Annotated in this window: 12 protein-coding genes; 4 read left to right on the top strand and 8 right to left on the bottom strand. The window is 68.7% G+C overall.

The genetic code is table 11. The features are described 5' to 3' along the window. Positions 1–33: 33 nt before the first annotated feature. The 5 genes from ABIE21_RS11295 to ABIE21_RS11275 all read right to left on the bottom strand — a co-directional run bounded on the left by ABIE21_RS11295 (position 34) and on the right by ABIE21_RS11275 (position 4,907). Positions 34–810: a hypothetical protein gene (locus ABIE21_RS11295; RefSeq protein ID WP_354024919.1), complete on the bottom strand. Its 777-nt coding sequence runs from the start codon at positions 808–810 to the stop codon at positions 34–36. A gap of 86 nt (positions 811–896) precedes the next feature. Beyond that, positions 897–1,676, bottom strand: coding sequence for an ABC transporter ATP-binding protein (locus ABIE21_RS11290; protein ID WP_354024918.1), 780 nt, complete (start codon positions 1,674–1,676; stop codon positions 897–899). Further along, on the bottom strand, positions 1,673–2,629 hold the full coding sequence (locus tag ABIE21_RS11285; RefSeq protein WP_354024917.1) for an ABC transporter ATP-binding protein: 957 nt from the start codon (positions 2,627–2,629) through the stop codon (positions 1,673–1,675). Before ABIE21_RS11285 ends, ABIE21_RS11290 begins: the two co-directional genes overlap by 4 nt. Next, entirely contained in the window at positions 2,622–3,596 is a 975-nt protein-coding gene (locus ABIE21_RS11280) for a branched-chain amino acid ABC transporter permease (protein WP_354024916.1), read from the bottom strand. The genes ABIE21_RS11285 and ABIE21_RS11280 overlap by 8 nt, the downstream gene beginning before the upstream one ends. Before the next feature lie 9 nt (positions 3,597–3,605). Then, positions 3,606–4,907 (bottom strand): branched-chain amino acid ABC transporter permease, encoded by a 1,302-nt coding sequence (locus ABIE21_RS11275; protein WP_354024915.1) that lies wholly within the window; start codon positions 4,905–4,907, stop codon positions 3,606–3,608. Between the two features lie 287 nt (positions 4,908–5,194). Here ABIE21_RS11275 and guaB point away from each other — a divergent pair, with 287 nt between their 5' ends. Both guaB and ABIE21_RS11265 read left to right on the top strand, forming a co-directional pair. After that, positions 5,195–6,697, top strand: a complete 1,503-nt coding sequence (gene guaB / locus ABIE21_RS11270) for an IMP dehydrogenase (protein WP_354024914.1) — start codon at positions 5,195–5,197, stop codon at positions 6,695–6,697. A 259-nt stretch (positions 6,698–6,956) separates the two neighbouring features. Further along, positions 6,957–8,648, top strand: a complete 1,692-nt coding sequence (locus ABIE21_RS11265; protein WP_354024913.1) for an ABC-F family ATP-binding cassette domain-containing protein — start codon at positions 6,957–6,959, stop codon at positions 8,646–8,648. 6 nt (positions 8,649–8,654) lie between these two features. Here the strand turns inward: ABIE21_RS11265 and ABIE21_RS11260 are convergent, their stop codons facing one another. Together ABIE21_RS11260 and ABIE21_RS11255 are read right to left on the bottom strand one after the other, a co-directional pair. Then, positions 8,655–9,560, bottom strand: a complete 906-nt coding sequence (locus ABIE21_RS11260; protein ID WP_354024912.1) for a hypothetical protein — start codon at positions 9,558–9,560, stop codon at positions 8,655–8,657. Between the two features lie 9 nt (positions 9,561–9,569). Further along, a complete protein-coding gene (locus ABIE21_RS11255; RefSeq protein ID WP_354024911.1) occupies positions 9,570–10,664 on the bottom strand; it encodes an SPFH domain-containing protein in 1,095 nt (364 codons plus the stop codon). A 68-nt stretch (positions 10,665–10,732) separates the two neighbouring features. Here ABIE21_RS11255 and ABIE21_RS11250 point away from each other — a divergent pair, with 68 nt between their 5' ends. Both ABIE21_RS11250 and ABIE21_RS11245 read left to right on the top strand, forming a co-directional pair. After that, positions 10,733–11,854, top strand: a complete 1,122-nt coding sequence (locus tag ABIE21_RS11250) for a GuaB3 family IMP dehydrogenase-related protein (RefSeq protein ID WP_354024910.1) — start codon at positions 10,733–10,735, stop codon at positions 11,852–11,854. Between the two features lie 54 nt (positions 11,855–11,908). Beyond that, on the top strand, positions 11,909–13,636 hold the full coding sequence (locus ABIE21_RS11245; protein WP_354024909.1) for a glycerol-3-phosphate dehydrogenase/oxidase: 1,728 nt from the start codon (positions 11,909–11,911) through the stop codon (positions 13,634–13,636). A gap of 117 nt (positions 13,637–13,753) precedes the next feature. Here the strand turns inward: ABIE21_RS11245 and ABIE21_RS11240 are convergent, their stop codons facing one another. After that, on the bottom strand, positions 13,754–14,722 hold the full coding sequence (locus ABIE21_RS11240) for a hypothetical protein (protein WP_354024908.1): 969 nt from the start codon (positions 14,720–14,722) through the stop codon (positions 13,754–13,756). Positions 14,723–14,833 lie beyond the last annotated feature (111 nt).

Here is a 14,833-nt window from a genome sequence, read left to right as displayed (position 1 = left end):
CCCGGTCGCGAGACCGGGCCCTTTCGTGTGCGGTCACCAGCCGCAGTACTCGCCGATGTACGCGTAGAGCTGCTGGCGCACCCCGTCGGAGACCCCGACGAACACGGTGCCCTCCTCGCCGTCGTCGAGGGCGACCGCGAGCGGGAAGTACGTGCCGCGCTTGTCCTCGGCCACGATGTGCGGGTTGCAGTTGCTGGGAACTATGGCGAGGGTCGTGCTGAGCGGTCCGGATGCGGCCGAGGCCGCCCAGCCGAGGTTCCAGCCCGTGCTGCGGTCGACGGGACCGATCAGGGTGGTGCGCGCCGCGGTCGCCACGTTCGCGACGCCCTGTGCGCCCGTGGGACGCGCCCGCAGCTCGAGCAGGGCCACGAGCTCGCCCGCGCGCTGTTCGGTGCGCACGACGTCGCCCGCGGTGATCTCGGCGATGGCGGCGGTGTGCTCGGCGATGCAGTCCTGGGCGGTCACCTCGGCCACGGTGTCGAACGGGTCTGCGGGCTCTGCCGACCCGACGCCGGCTGCGCCATCCGCCAGCTCGAACGCTATCGTCGCCCGCGGCGGCCGCACGGGCGCTGGTGCGTCGCACACGGGCTCGCCGAGAAGCACGCGCAGGTCGCGGGTGGAGCCGACCGGCACCTCGACGCGCCGCGTCCAGCTGGTGGTGCCGTCGAAGAGCGGGGAGTCGAACGAGGCGCGGGTGACGGTGATCGGCTCGGCGGTGTCGTTCGTCACCGAGATCTCGAGCGCCCGGGGTGCGTAGTCGAGGCGGTACTGCTTGATGCTCACCGACACCCCGTCGGGCAGTGCCGTCATGGGCGCCGCCGAACAAGCAGAAAGGCCTGCCGTGACACCGATGACGATGCCCAGGCAGGCCCTGCTGAGTGTGCGTGCGGTCGTGGCTACTCCGTCGCTGGCAGTTCGGCGGCCTTCGCCTTGTCGGCCGTGGCCTTCTCCTGGCCGGCGGCGAGCGTGCCGAGGTAGAGCTCGATCACCTTCGGGTCGTTCATGAGCTCGCGCCCCGAACCCGAGTAGGCGTCGCGGCCCTGGTCGAGCACGTAGCCGCGGTCGCATATCTGCAGCGCGCGACGGGCGTTCTGCTCGACGATCAGCACCGAGACGCCGGCCTTGTTGATGATGGAGATGTTGATGAACGTCTCGTCCTGACGCACGGGGGAGAGCCCGGCGCTCGGCTCGTCGAGCAGCAGCACGCTGGGGTCCATCATGAGTGCACGCGACATGGCGACCATCTGGCGTTCGCCGCCGGAGAGGGCGCCGGCGCGCTGCTTGAGCCGCTTGCCGAGCTCGGGGAACAGGTCGGTGACGAACTCGAGGCGTTCCTTGAACATCTTCGGCTTCTGGTACGAGCCCATCTCGAGGTTCTCCTCGATGGTCAGGCTCGGGAAGACGTTGTTGTTCTGCGGAACCATGCCGACGCCGCGGGAGACGAGCTTGTCGGCCTTGAGGCCGGTGATGTCGCCGCCGTTCAGCTCGATGGCGCCGCTGCGGATGTTGACCTGGCCGAAGATCGCCTTGAGCAGCGTCGACTTTCCGGCGCCGTTCGGGCCGATGATGCCGACGAGCTCGCCCTTCTCGACGTAGACGCTGCACCCGTTGAGGATGTCGACGCCGGGAATGTAGCCGGCGACGAGGTCGGTCGTGCGCAGTACGGTCTCGGTCACTTTGTCGCCTTCTTCGCATTCGGCTGCGCCGTGGCAGCCTCTTCCTCGATCTCGTGCCTGACCAGATCGGAGTCCATCGTCTCGGCGATCTCCTGCTGGCCCGTGAGGGTGCCGAGGTCGACGTCGTGGTGGGCGCCGAGGTAGGCGTCGATCACGGCCGGGTCGCTCATCACCGTCGAGGGCGGGCCCTCGGCGACGATGCGTCCCTCGGCCATCACGACGACCCAGTCGGCGATCTCGTTGACCATGTGCATGTCGTGCTCGACGAACAGCACCGTCATGCCCTGCGTCTTCAGGTCGAGGATGTGGTGCAGCAGCGACTGGGTGAGGGCCGGGTTCACGCCGGCCATCGGCTCGTCGAGCATCACGAGTTCGGGCTCGCTCATAAGGGCACGTGCCATCTCGAGCAGCTTGCGCTGGCCGCCGGAGAGCGACGACGCGTAGTCGTCGGCCTTGGAGTCGAGCTTGAACCGCGCGAGCAGGTCCATGGCCTTCGCCGTGATCTCGTCTTCACGTCCCCGCCACAGCGGTTTGAACACGGCGGTGAAGATGTTCTCGCCGCTCTGCCGGCCGGCGCCGAGGCGCATGTTCTCGATCACGGTCATGCCGCCGAGGGCCTTGGTGAGCTGGAACGTGCGGATCATGCCGAGGCGTGCCACCCGGAAGGCGGGCATGCCGGCCAGGTTCTTGCCGCCGAAGTTCCACGTGCCCGTGTTCGGCTTGTCGAAGCCGGTCAGCAGGTTGAAGAACGTGGTCTTGCCCGCTCCGTTCGGTCCGATGAGCGCCGTGATGGCGCCCCTCGGAATCTCGAGGTGGTCGACGTCGACGGCGGTGAGGCCGCCGAACTGCCGGCTGACGCCGTGTGCGACGACGATGGGATCTTTCTTCTTCGCGCCCGGGACGATGTTGTCGACATCGATGACCAGGTCTGCGACAGGAGTCTTATCAGACACTGAAGAACGCCTCCTTCTTCTTGCCGAAGATTCCTTGTGGCCGGAATATCACCAGCAGCATGAGTGTGATTCCGATGATGATGAACCGGATCGGGCCCTGCTGCGTGCTCGCGATGGGCAGCAGGTCGTTGGCGACGAGCAGCGTGAGCAGTCCGTCGGAGAGCGACAGCGTCACCCAGAAGATGATCGCGCCGGCGATCGGCCCGAAGACCGTCGCGGCCCCGCCCAGCAGCAGGATCGTGTACAGGAAGAACGTCAGCTGTGTGCCGTAGTTGTCTGGTTGCAGCGACCGCGGCAGGATGAACATCGCTCCCGCCACACCGCCCAGGATTCCACCGAGGATCAGCGCCTGCATCTTGTAGGCGAACACGTTCTTGCCCAGGCTGCGCACGGCATCCTGGTCTTCACGGATTCCCTTGATGATGCGGCCCCACGGGCTGCGCACGAGCAGGTAGACGAGCAGGCAGGCCAGCCCGACGAGGGCCCAGCCGACGATGCGCACCCACCACTGGTCGGCGGAGTACGTGAGCACCCCGGCGCCGAAGCGACCCTCGGGCAGCGGGTTGAGCTCGTTGAAGGTTCGAGCGGCGCCGTTGATCCCCTCGGATCCTCCCGTGACATCCGAGAACTCCGGGGTCTTGACCGACAGCCGGATGATCTCTGCCGCGGCGATCGTGACAATGCTCAGGTAGTCCGCACGCAACCTCAGCGTGGGGATGCCGAGGATGAGGGCGAAGAGGGTCGAGGCGATGATCGTCGCGAGGAACGAGCCCCACAGCGGCCATTCGAACTTGACCGCCGTGATGGCGAACGCGTATCCGCCGACCGCCATGAACCCGGCCTGGCCGAAGTTGAGGAGGCCGGTGAAGCCGAAGTGCACCGCGAGGCCGAGTGCGGCCAGGGCGTACGCCGCCGTGGTCGGGGAGAAGATCTCACCGAGCGCGAGGGGGATGAAGTTGAATTCCATATGTTGTCCCTAGCCAATTCTCTCTCGGCGGCCGAGGATTCCCTGAGGCCGGAAGAGCAGGATGATGATCATGACCACGAGAGCGGCGACGTACTTGAGGTTCTCGGGGAGCCAGAGCGTCGACACGTTGATGAAGACGCCGATGACGAGCGATCCGACGAGAGCGCCGAACGCGGTGCCGAGGCCACCGAGGGTCACGGCGGCGAAGACGAGGAGCAGGATCGACGCTCCCGTGTCCCAGCGCAGCGACTGGTAGTAGCCGATGAAGACGCCGGAGAGGGCTGCGAGAGCCGCTCCGCCGATCCACACGGTGCGGATGACGCCCTCGACGTCGATGCCGGAGGCCGCAGCGAGCGAGCGGTTGTCGGCGACCGCGCGGGTCGCCTTTCCGATCTTTGTACGGAGCAGGATGAAGGCGACCACGAGAAGCAGCACGATCGCGATGATCGCACCCGCGACATCCGTGAACCTCAGGCTCACCGAACCGATGACGAGGAAGGGCTTGGGCGAGCTCGGGAGCGACAGCCGGTCGGCGCCCCAGATGAACGCGAACGTGTAGCGCAGCACGAGCGAGAGGCCGATCGTGACGATCATGAGCGGGATGAGGCCGAGACCGCGTTTCCGCAGCGGCTTCCACAGCCCCTTGTTCTGCACGTAGCCGAACACGCCGCCGAGTATCACCGCCGCGACGATGGCGATGGGCGCGGGCCAGCCGAAGATCCCGCTGAACGTGTAGGCCATCAGAGCGCCGAAGGTGACGAGCTCGCCGTGGGCGAAGTTGTTGAGCCCCGTCGTGCCGTAGATCAGTGAGAGGCCGATCGCGGCGAGAGCGAGCAGCAGACCGAAGATGAGCCCGGTGACGACCTTGGGCCAGAACAGCGTCCAGAAGTCGGGTCCTGCGGCTTGCGATCCACCGCCTGCCTCCGGTGTCGGTTCCGCGCCGATGGCGGGGTTGTCTGGCGACACCAGGAAGATCGCCGGGGTGCCCTTCTGCTCCGACGACACGGACAGCTCACGCGGGTTCTTGTTCGGGAAGCCGGCCTCCGGGGCGAGGGTGGCCTCGTCGATCGTGACCGTGTAGGCGCCGGGGTCGGGCACTCCGACGAGAACCCTTCCTTCCGCGTCGGTCACGAAGTCCTCGTCGAAGTCCTCGCCCTCCACGTTGACGCCGACGTTGGCGACCGGGGTCTTGGTTGCGTCGTCGAGGCGGATCCAGACCTGGATGGACTGATCTGCTTCTTCGGGCGGGATGATGTCGGCCGGGGTTGATGCGTTCGCGGCGACAGGCATCATCGCGAACAGGGTCACCACCAGTCCGAATGCTCCAAGCGCGAGTTTTTGGGCTCGGCTTTTCTGCGCGGGCTCTGCCACGGATGGACCTCCAGGTGTCGGGCACTTCTAGCTGCTGTGTGTGTCGAACAACGCCTGTCAGGCGACACCCCAAAATACAACGGGTTTGTGTCGTTCGTGTTTCGACGCTGAAACGCGTAGTCGCAATACTGACTGGGGAACAACTAGAGGTCAAGGCGCGTTAAGATTGCATACCGGTATCCAGAGCTGCATCCGGGCCTTTCTCACTCTTTCCTACAAGGGGACTCATGGACCAGCCTGATCCTTTCGGCTTCATTGGACTTACCTACGACGACGTCATGCTGCTGCCGGGGCACACCGACGTGATCCCGAGCGAGGCCGACACTGCGACCCGCCTGACCCGGCGCATCACCGTGGCCTCCCCGCTGCTCTCCGCGGCGATGGACACCGTCACCGAGGCCCGTATGGCGATCGCCATGGCCCGCAACGGCGGCATCGGCGTTCTGCACCGCAACCTGTCGATCGACGACCAGGCCGCCCAGGTCGACAAGGTCAAGCGCAGCGAGAGCGGCATGATCACGAATCCCGTCACGACGACTCCGGATGCCACGGTGGCCGAGGTCGACGCGCTCTGCGGCGAATTCCGTGTCTCGGGTCTCCCCGTCGTCGAGGCCGACGGCCGGCTCGTCGGCATCATCACCAACCGCGACATGCGTTTCGTCTCCGACTTCGAGAAGCACACCACGTATGTGCGCGACGTCATGACGACCAAGGGACTCATCACCGCTCCCGTCGGTGTCGGCTCCGATGTCGCTATCTCGCTGTTCGCCCAGCACAAGATCGAGAAGCTCCCGCTGATCGACGGCGAGGGCAAGCTGCGCGGCCTCATCACCGTGAAGGACTTCGACAAGAGCGAGAAGTACCCCAACGCCACGAAGGACGACGAGGGGAGGCTGCGAGTCGCCGCCGCCATCGGCTTCTTCGGTGACGCGTGGGACCGCGCCGTGGCCCTCAACGAGGCCGGGGTCGACGTCATCGTCGTCGACACCGCCAACGGCGACTCGGCGGGCGTGCTCGACATGATCAGCCGGATGAAGAGCGACGCCGACTTCGCCCACATCGACGTCATCGGCGGCAACGTCGCCACCCGCAGCGGCGCGCAGGCGCTCATCGACGCGGGGGCGGACGCGATCAAGGTCGGTGTCGGCCCCGGATCGATCTGCACCACGCGCGTCGTCGCAGGTGTCGGCGTTCCGCAGGTGACCGCCGTGTACGAGGCGTCCCTCGCGGCGCGCGAGGTCGGCATCCCCGTGATCGCCGACGGCGGCCTGCAGTACTCGGGCGACATCGCCAAGGCCATCGTCGCGGGTGCAGACACCGTGATGCTCGGATCGCTGCTCGCCGGCTGCGACGAGAGCCCGGGCGACCTGGTCTTCGTCAACGGCAAGCAGTTCAAGAACTACCGCGGCATGGGATCGCTCGGCGCGCTGCAGACCCGCGGCAAGAAGACGTCGTACTCGCGCGACCGCTACTTCCAGGCCGACGTGCCCTCCGACGAGCAGCTCATCGCCGAGGGCATCGAGGGCCAGGTGCCCTATCGCGGACCGCTCTCCGCCGTCGCGTACCAACTGCTCGGCGGGCTGCGCCAGTCGATGTTCTACACCGGTGCGCGCACGATCCCGGAGCTCAAGCAGAAGGGCAAGTTCGTGCGCATCACCGCCGCCGGACTCAAGGAGTCGCACCCGCACGACATCCAGATGGTCGTCGCGGCGCCGAACTACACGCGCTAGCGGTATCCGTAAGGGGCCGGTCCTTCGGGGCCGGCCCCTTTTGCGCGCCCGCACCCGCCTCCGACCCGAGGGGCAAGGATTCGACCTTCACGCAGCCCGTCAGCGTCGATTCCTTGCCCCTGCGCACTGGTCGTCGAGCGGAGGGGCAGGGTTTCTACCCTGAGCGACCGCTTAAACGTCGAAAGGTTGCCCCGCTGGTCTGGGGTAGTCTGGTCGGCTGCCCACTCGGGCGGCGCACCCTTCTTCTGGAGCACCGCGCATGGGCTACATCGACGTCAACACCGTCTCCTACTCTCTCGCCGACGGCAGGCCGCTGCTCGACGAGGTCTCGTTCCGGGTCGGCGAGGGCACCACCTCGGCCCTGATCGGGGCGAACGGGGCGGGCAAGTCCACGCTGCTGCGGCTCATCCGCGGCGAGATCAAGCCCGACTCGGGCGCCATCTCGATCGACGGCGGCCTGGGCGTCATGGACCAGTTCGTCGGCCACGTGCGTGACACCTCCACCGTGCGCGACCTGCTCGTGTCCGTCTCGCCCGAGGCCGTGCGCCAGGCCAGCCTCGCCCTCGACGCCTCCGAGCTCGCCCTCATCGACGACGACACGACCGTGAATCAGCTCGCCTACGCCACGGCGCTCGCCGACTACGCGGACGCGGGCGGCTACGACCAGGAGACGGTGTGGGACACCTGTGTCACGACGGCGCTCGGCATCCCTTTCGAACGCGCCAAGTACCGCGAGCTCACCACGCTGAGCGGCGGAGAGCAGAAACGGCTCGTGCTGGAGGCGCTGCTGCGCGGACCCGAGCAGGTGCTGCTGCTCGACGAGCCAGACAACTACCTCGACGTGCCCGGCAAGCGTTGGCTCGAGGAGGCGTTGCGGGCGACCCCGAAGACGGTGCTGCTCGTGAGCCACGACCGGGAGCTGCTCGCCAGAGCCGCCGACCGCATCATCACCCTCGAGGTGGGCGCGGCGGGCAACAGCACCTGGACGCACGGCGGCAGCTTCGCCGGCTACCACTCCGCCCGCGACGACCGCATGGCCCGCCTCGACGAGCTGCGACGCCGCTGGGACGAACAGCACGTGCGCATCAAGCAGCTCGTCGCGAACCTCAAGGTGAAGGCCACCGCGAACGACGGTTTCGCCTCGCGCTACCAGGCAGCGCTCACCAGGCTGCGCAAGTTCGAAGAGGTCGGGCCGCCGCAGGAACGCCCGGTCGAACAAGACCTGCGGATGCGCCTGAAGGGTGCCCGCACCGGCAATCGCGCGGTCGTCTGTGAGCAGCTCGAGCTCACGGGGCTCATGCGTCCGTTCGACCTCGAGGTCTGGTTCGGCGAACGCGTCGCCGTGCTCGGGTCGAACGGGTCGGGCAAGTCGCACTTCCTGCGCCTGCTCGCCCTCGGCGGCAGCGAGCCCGAACCGTTGCACGGCCACCTCACCAGCGTGGGCGCGACCCTCGACCCCGTTCCGCACACCGGCCGCGCGAAGCTCGGGGCACGCGTCGTGCCCGGTTGGTTCGCGCAGGCGCACGAGCATCCCGACCTGCTCGGACGCACCCTGCTCGACATCCTGCACCGCGGCGACGACAACCGCCGGGGCCTCGCCCGCGAGGCCGCGAGCCGCGCCCTCGACCGCTACGGACTCGTCGAGTCGGCGGAGCAGGTGTTCGAGTCGCTCAGCGGCGGCCAGCAGGCGCGGCTGCAGATCCTGCTGCTCGAGCTCAGCGGCGTCACCCTGCTGCTGCTCGACGAGCCGACCGACAACCTCGACCTGGTCTCCGCCGAGGCGCTCGAGGAGGCCCTCGGCCGGTTCGAGGGCACCGTGATGGCGGTCACCCACGACCGCTGGTTCGCCCGCTCGTTCGACCGGTACGTGGTGTTCGGCTCCGACGGCAACGTCTACGAGTCGAACGAGCCGGTGTGGGACGAGGCGCGCGTGGTGCGCGACCGTGCGTGACCGGCGTCAGACGGTCGGCACCACCAGGTTGAGCCGTCGCTCGCTCAGGCCGACGCTCAGCCGCTGGCCCCAGCCCGCGATCAGGTAGTCGCGCTCGATGCCGTCGCCGAACACCACGAGTCGGTCGCTCTCGACGAGCAGCTCCAGACGTTTGCCGTCGAGCAGCACCCCGCCGGTGAGCTCGGCACCGGTGGCGATCGACGGCCACGCCTCGCGGGTGAACCACGAGATATCCGTCGAGACGGGCGACGGCAGCAGCCGCCGCTCGATGTGGCGGTCGCTCGCAATCGACGACGACCACCCGGTGCTGCCCGTGCCGGTGCCGGCGATGATGCCCGACGACGAGTGCCGTTCCGAGCCGCGATCGGGGACCGTCACCGTGTAACGGGCCGACTGGTGCCCGCTGTCGCCGATGTAGAGGTCGTTGAGCGCCTCGAGCGACTGGCCGTCGTCGAGGGTCGCCTGCACCATCGCACGCGCCTGGATGGTGGCGCGGCCCGCCCGCACGTGCTGCACCAGGCCCGTGGCATCCAGCGGCCTGTGCGCCACGAGAACACCCGGGTTGCGGTCGGGCTCGGGGTTGATGCCGATGACGGGCTGGCCGCCGAGGTATTTGGCGACGTTCGCGACGAGTCCGTCCTGCCCGATCGGCATCACGATGTCCTCGGGTCCGAACAGGAAGCGGTCGAGCTCGGAGCGTTCGAGGCGCGCCTGCCGCACGTCGTTCGGCAGGCGGGTGGAGACCTCGTGCATCGCCTCCTCGAGCACCTCGTGGCGCTCGCGGACGTCGTCGATCGACCGGCCGCGTTCGCGCAGGAAGAACTCTGCCTGCCCGTAGGTGGCGTGCCGCTCGAGCAGCTCCGTGTACTCCGAGCGGCGGTGCACGATCACGACGCGCGCGGCGAGTGCCACCGTTCGCCGCTATTTCTCGGAAGAGGGGGCGGATGCCGCGGCCGCGGGTGCTGCGGCGATGCGGGTGAGCGCCTCCGTGAGGATGTCGGGCGTCAGGTTCAGCGTGCCGATGCTGGGCAGGTTCTCCGCGAGGCTCTGCATCGCCAGCGCGGTGAGCACGGCCGGGTCGATGCCCTTGTACGAGGCGAGCCGCGCGGTCTCGGCCTCGGCGTTCGCGGCGCCGAGCGTGCGGGTCGACTCGGCGCGCACGGTCGACTCGATCTGCACGCGGGACGCCGCGGCCTTGGCCTGCACCGACTGCTCCTCCGCCTGCGACGTGACGGTGATGAGCCGGGTCGCGGCCTCCTCCTGGGCGCGCTTCTGGGCGTTCGCGCCCTCCTGCCGCACCAGCAGCTCCTCGCGGGTGGCCAGTTCGATCTTGCTCTGCAGCTCGTTCTCGGCGATGGCCCGTTCGCGCTCGACGGCGATCGCACGGCGCTCGTAGGTGGCCTTGTCGGCGTCCTGCTGCACGCGCTCGCGCACCGGCACCTCGAGCGCGCGCTCGAGGTCGGCCTGCGGGCGGATGGACACGATGCGGACGCCGATGACGATGATCGACGTCTCGGCGAGACGCGCGTCGCCGGCGAGGCCCGCGGTCGTCACCGAGCGCACGGCGGGCACGCCCTGCCCGAGCAGGCCGACCAGGTTCACCGTGGAGATGTGCTCGACCGCGTACTGCTGGGCGAGCTCGGTGATGCGCGTGCCGACCTGCTCGAGGGGCTTGCCGAGCCAACGGCCGTTGTACGGGTCGATCGAGAAGTCGATGCGGCCGGCGGCGACCGTCGGGTCGCCGAAGCGGTAGGTGACCGTGGCCTGCACGCTGACCTCCTGGAAGTCGAGGGTGCGGGCGCCGAAGACGACCGAGAGCTCGGACTCGGCCACGGGCACCTCGCTGATCGCGGCGTTGAGCGCGCGGAACCAGAACGAGATCCCCGGTCCGCTGTGCACGATCTTGCCGCGCTGCGCGTGCACGATGTGACTCGTGGGGATCGACCTCAGGTGGCGTGCGAATGGAAAGCTGCGGATGTCGGCCATGGTTCCCCCGTAGAACAGTCGATGGTGCAATTCTCAGTTTAGGGTCGTGCCGAGGCGGGACCGACTCGGCACCCGCGCCGCGCCGGTAAGCTTGCGGGGTGAGTGACATCGAGATCGGCCGTTCCAAGCGCGCCCGCCGCGTGTACGCCTTCGACGACATCGCGATCGTGCCCTCCCGGCGCACGCGCGACCCGCAGGACGTGTCCATCAGCTGGACGATCGACGCCTACACCTTCCAGATCCCCGTGCTCGCCGCCCCGATGGACTCCGTCGTGAGCCCAGAGACCGCGATCACCATCGGCAACCTCGGCGGCCTCGGCGTGCTCGACCTCGAGGGCGTCTGGACCCGGTACGACGACCCCACCGCGCTGCTCGCCGAGATCGCCACGCTCGCACCCGAGGTCGCGACCCGCCGGATGCAGGAGATCTACGCCGAGCCGATCAAGCCCGAGCTGATCCGCGACCGCCTCGCGCAGATCCGCGCCGCCGGAGTGCCCGTCGCCGGAGCGCTCAGCCCGCAGCGCACCCAGGAGTTCTACGAGACGGTCGTCGCGGCCGGAGTCGACATGTTCGTCATTCGCGGCACCACGGTGAGCGCCGAGCACGTCTCCAAGTCGGTCGGTCCGCTCAACCTCAAGAAGTTCATCTACGAGCTCGACGTCCCCGTGATCGTGGGCGGCGCTGCCACCTACACGGCGGCGCTCCACCTCATGCGCACGGGAGCCGCCGGCGTGCTCGTCGGCTTCGGCGGCGGCGCAGCATCCACGACCCGCGCCAGCCTCGGCATCCACGCTCCCATGGCGACGGCGGTAGCGGATGTCGCGGGCGCACGTCGCGACTACATGGACGAGTCGGGCGGCCGCTACGTACACGTCATCGCCGACGGCGGCCTCGGAACCAGCGGCGACATCGTCAAGGCCATCTCGGTCGGAGCCGACGCGGTCATGCTCGGCTCGACGCTGGCCCGCGCCACGGACGCCCCCGGCGGCGGCTACCACTGGGGTGCCGAGGCGCACCACTCCGAGCTTCCGCGCGGCAACCGCGTGCACGTCGGAACCCTCGCTCCGCTGGCCGAGATCCTCAACGGGCCCTCGTCGGTCGCCGACGGCCGCGTCAACCTCATGGGCGCGCTCCGACGTTCGATGGCCACCACCGGCTACTCCGACCTCAAGGAGTTCCAGCGCGTCGAGGTAGTTGTCGCCCCGTATCAGCAGAGTTAGTCTGAAAGCGGCGCCTCCAGAGCCTCCAGCGGAGGCCCTGACGAGGAGACGAAGATGTCAGCACCACGGTCAGTTGCCCGCTCATCCAAGCTCGGTCCAGAGGAACGCGCCGACGCCATCGAGGCTCTGAGGACGGTCGAACTCGACATCCTCGTGGTGGGCGGCGGCATCGTCGGCACGGGCAGCGCGCTCGACGCCGTCACCCGCGGCCTGACCGTCGGCATGGTGGAGGCGCGCGACTGGGCGTCGGGAACGAGCAGCCGCTCGTCGAAACTCGTGCACGGCGGCATCCGCTATCTCGAACAGCTCGACTTCCGGCTCGTTCGCGAGGCCCTCATCGAACGCGGCCTGCTGCTGCAACGCATCGCCCCGCACCTCGTGAAGCCGGTGCGGTTCCTCTACCCGCTCTCCAAGCCGGTCTACGAGCGTTTCTACATCGGCGCCGGCATGTTCCTCTACGACATCTTCAGCTACAGCGGGGGACGCCCGCCCGGGGTGCCGCATCACCGCCATCTAACCAAGCGGCAGATGCTGCGCGCAGCTCCCAGCCTCGCCAACGACGCCTTCGTCGGCGGGCTCACCTACTACGACGCCCAGGTCGACGACGCCCGGTACGTCGCGGCGCTCGCACGCACCGCGTCGTCGTACGGCGCCCACGTGGCATCCCGGGTCAGGGTCGAGGGATTCCTCAAGGTGGGCCAGCGGGTCGTCGGGGTGACCGCGCACGACCTCGAGACGGGGGAGCGGTTCGAGATCAAGGCCCGCCAGGTCGTCAACGCCACGGGCGTGTGGACGGATGACACGCAGGCCATGGTCGGCGAGCGCGGCCAGTTCAAGGTGCGCGCCTCGAAGGGAGTGCACCTCGTGGTGCCGCGCGACAGGTTCCAGTCGAAGATCGGCCTGATCCTCCGCACGGAGAAGAGCGTGCTGTTCGTGATCCCCTGGGGCAGGCACTGGCTCATCGGCACGACGGACACCGACTGGCATCTCGACAAGGCGCACCCGGCGGCGACCGCTGCCGACATCGACTACATCCTCGAGCACGTGAACGCGATCCTCGCGGTGCCGCTCACCCGCGACGACGTCGAGGGCGTGTTCGCGGGACTGCGACCGCTGCTCGCCGGCGAGAGCGAGCAGACGTCGAAGCTGTCGCGCGAGCACGTCGTGGCGCACGCCGTGCCGGGACTCGTAGTGGTCGCCGGCGGCAAGTGGACCACGTACCGCATCATGGCCAAGGACGCGATCGACGCGGCCGTGTCGTCGCTCGACGGCAAGGTGCCGCCGTCGACGACGCAGGACATCGCGCTGCTCGGCGCCGAGGGGTACAAGGCGGCCTGGAACAAGCGCTCCCGTCTGGCGGAGCAGTTCGGGGTGCACAAGGTGCGCATCGAGCACCTGCTCAACCGCTACGGGGCGCTCAGCTACGAGCTGCTCGAGCTCATCCACGAACGGCCCGAGCTGATCGAGCCGCTGCCGGGCGCCGACGACTACATCGCTGCGGAGGTCGTCTACGCGGCGTCGCACGAGGGCGCGCTGCACCTCGAAGACGTGCTCGCCCGGCGCACCCGCATCTCGATCGAGGCCTGGGACCGCGGCGTCTCCGCCGCCCCGGTCGCCGCCGCGCTCATGGGCGAGGTGCTCGGATGGGACGCCGAGCGCACCGCCGACGAGGTGGCGAACTACCTCAAGCGCGTGCAGGCCGAGATCGAGAGCCAGCAGCAGCCCGACGACGAGTCCGCCGACCGCGTGCGGCTGGAGGCGCCTGACATCAGCGCGAAGTAGGGGGTGCGCGGCCGGACCTCCTGCGCGAGCAATCTCCGGCGCTGCGAGCCGCTCCCGGCAGCCGACGCATCTGCGCGAGCCATTTCCGGACGTTTGGCCCTGCCGCGGCTGCGTCATTTAGCCGGAAACGGCTCGCGTAGGTATCAGCCCGTGCCGCGCCATCCGCATCGCGAGGCCGCGACGATCGTTGACCGCGTCCCAGCCGAGGCGGTCGAAGCCCGTCACCACGCGTCGCATGCGGTCTTCGCGCTGCTTCTCGAGCCACACCAGCTCGTCGAGGGAGGCGCCGCGCTGGAAGTGGCGGTCGGCCCCGTACTTCGCGCGGCCGTCGATCTCGACGACGAGATCGAGCTCTCGCCAGTAGAAGTCGGCGAAGCCGATGGAGCCCTGCTCGTCGAAGAACTCGCGTTGGAGTTCGGGGGCGGGAAGGCCCAGGGCGTGAAACTGCACGCGGCAGAGCGACTCGGCGGGGGAACCGGACGCACCGTCCGCGAACTCCACCGCCCGACGCGCGGCGACGAGTCCGCGGTAGGGCGCGAGGTCGCTCATCGTCGCCAGCAGCTGTGCCTTCGTGACGAGCGGCAGGCCGAGCTCCCAGCGAGGTTCACCCTTGCGCGCGGGGCGGAGGGCTTCATCGAGCATCGCCACCGCCCGCACGAGCGGAACGGCGCAAGCGATGTCGACGAGGGTGCGTCGGAGCGAGGTGACTGTCACGCCGTCGATCGTCACCGGTGCGGGATCGACGCCTAGGCCGTGTCGACGGATACCTCGTCGCGACGTTCCACCGTCTGACAGCGGCACCAGCTCGTGCACGCTGGCGGGCCACGGGCCGAGCGAAGGGAGGCGGAACATCGCCGCGGCGGAGTCGTGCGAGAACTGCGCGCCCGGGCGCGACCGAAGAGAGGCGGCCTGCACCCGCGCACGGTAGCGCTCGTCGGGATCGAGCGACGCCCACTCGGTCTTCTCCATGTAGACGCCGGGCGCGACTCTCGAGAGCAGCCCGGCCGCGCACTTGCGGCGGAGTTCACGGTCGGAGCCGAGGCGCTCGGCCTCGCGACTGAGAATGAACGTGTGTTTCGAAGTCATCCCGCAACCCTGCTCGCGCCGACGGTGCGGCCGAGGCCGAGAGCCGCACCGGTGGAGAAGTCGCGCCTGTGGAGAAGCCGTGTCTCGGTGAGGCCGCGTGTGCGTCCGTGG

Origin of the sequence: Conyzicola nivalis (genome assembly GCF_040548875.1) — a bacterium.
Classification (GTDB): domain Bacteria; phylum Actinomycetota; class Actinomycetes; order Actinomycetales; family Microbacteriaceae; genus Conyzicola; species Conyzicola nivalis_A.
Note: the sequence above shows the minus strand (reverse complement) of the source record. Positions and strands in the feature narration are given on the sequence as shown.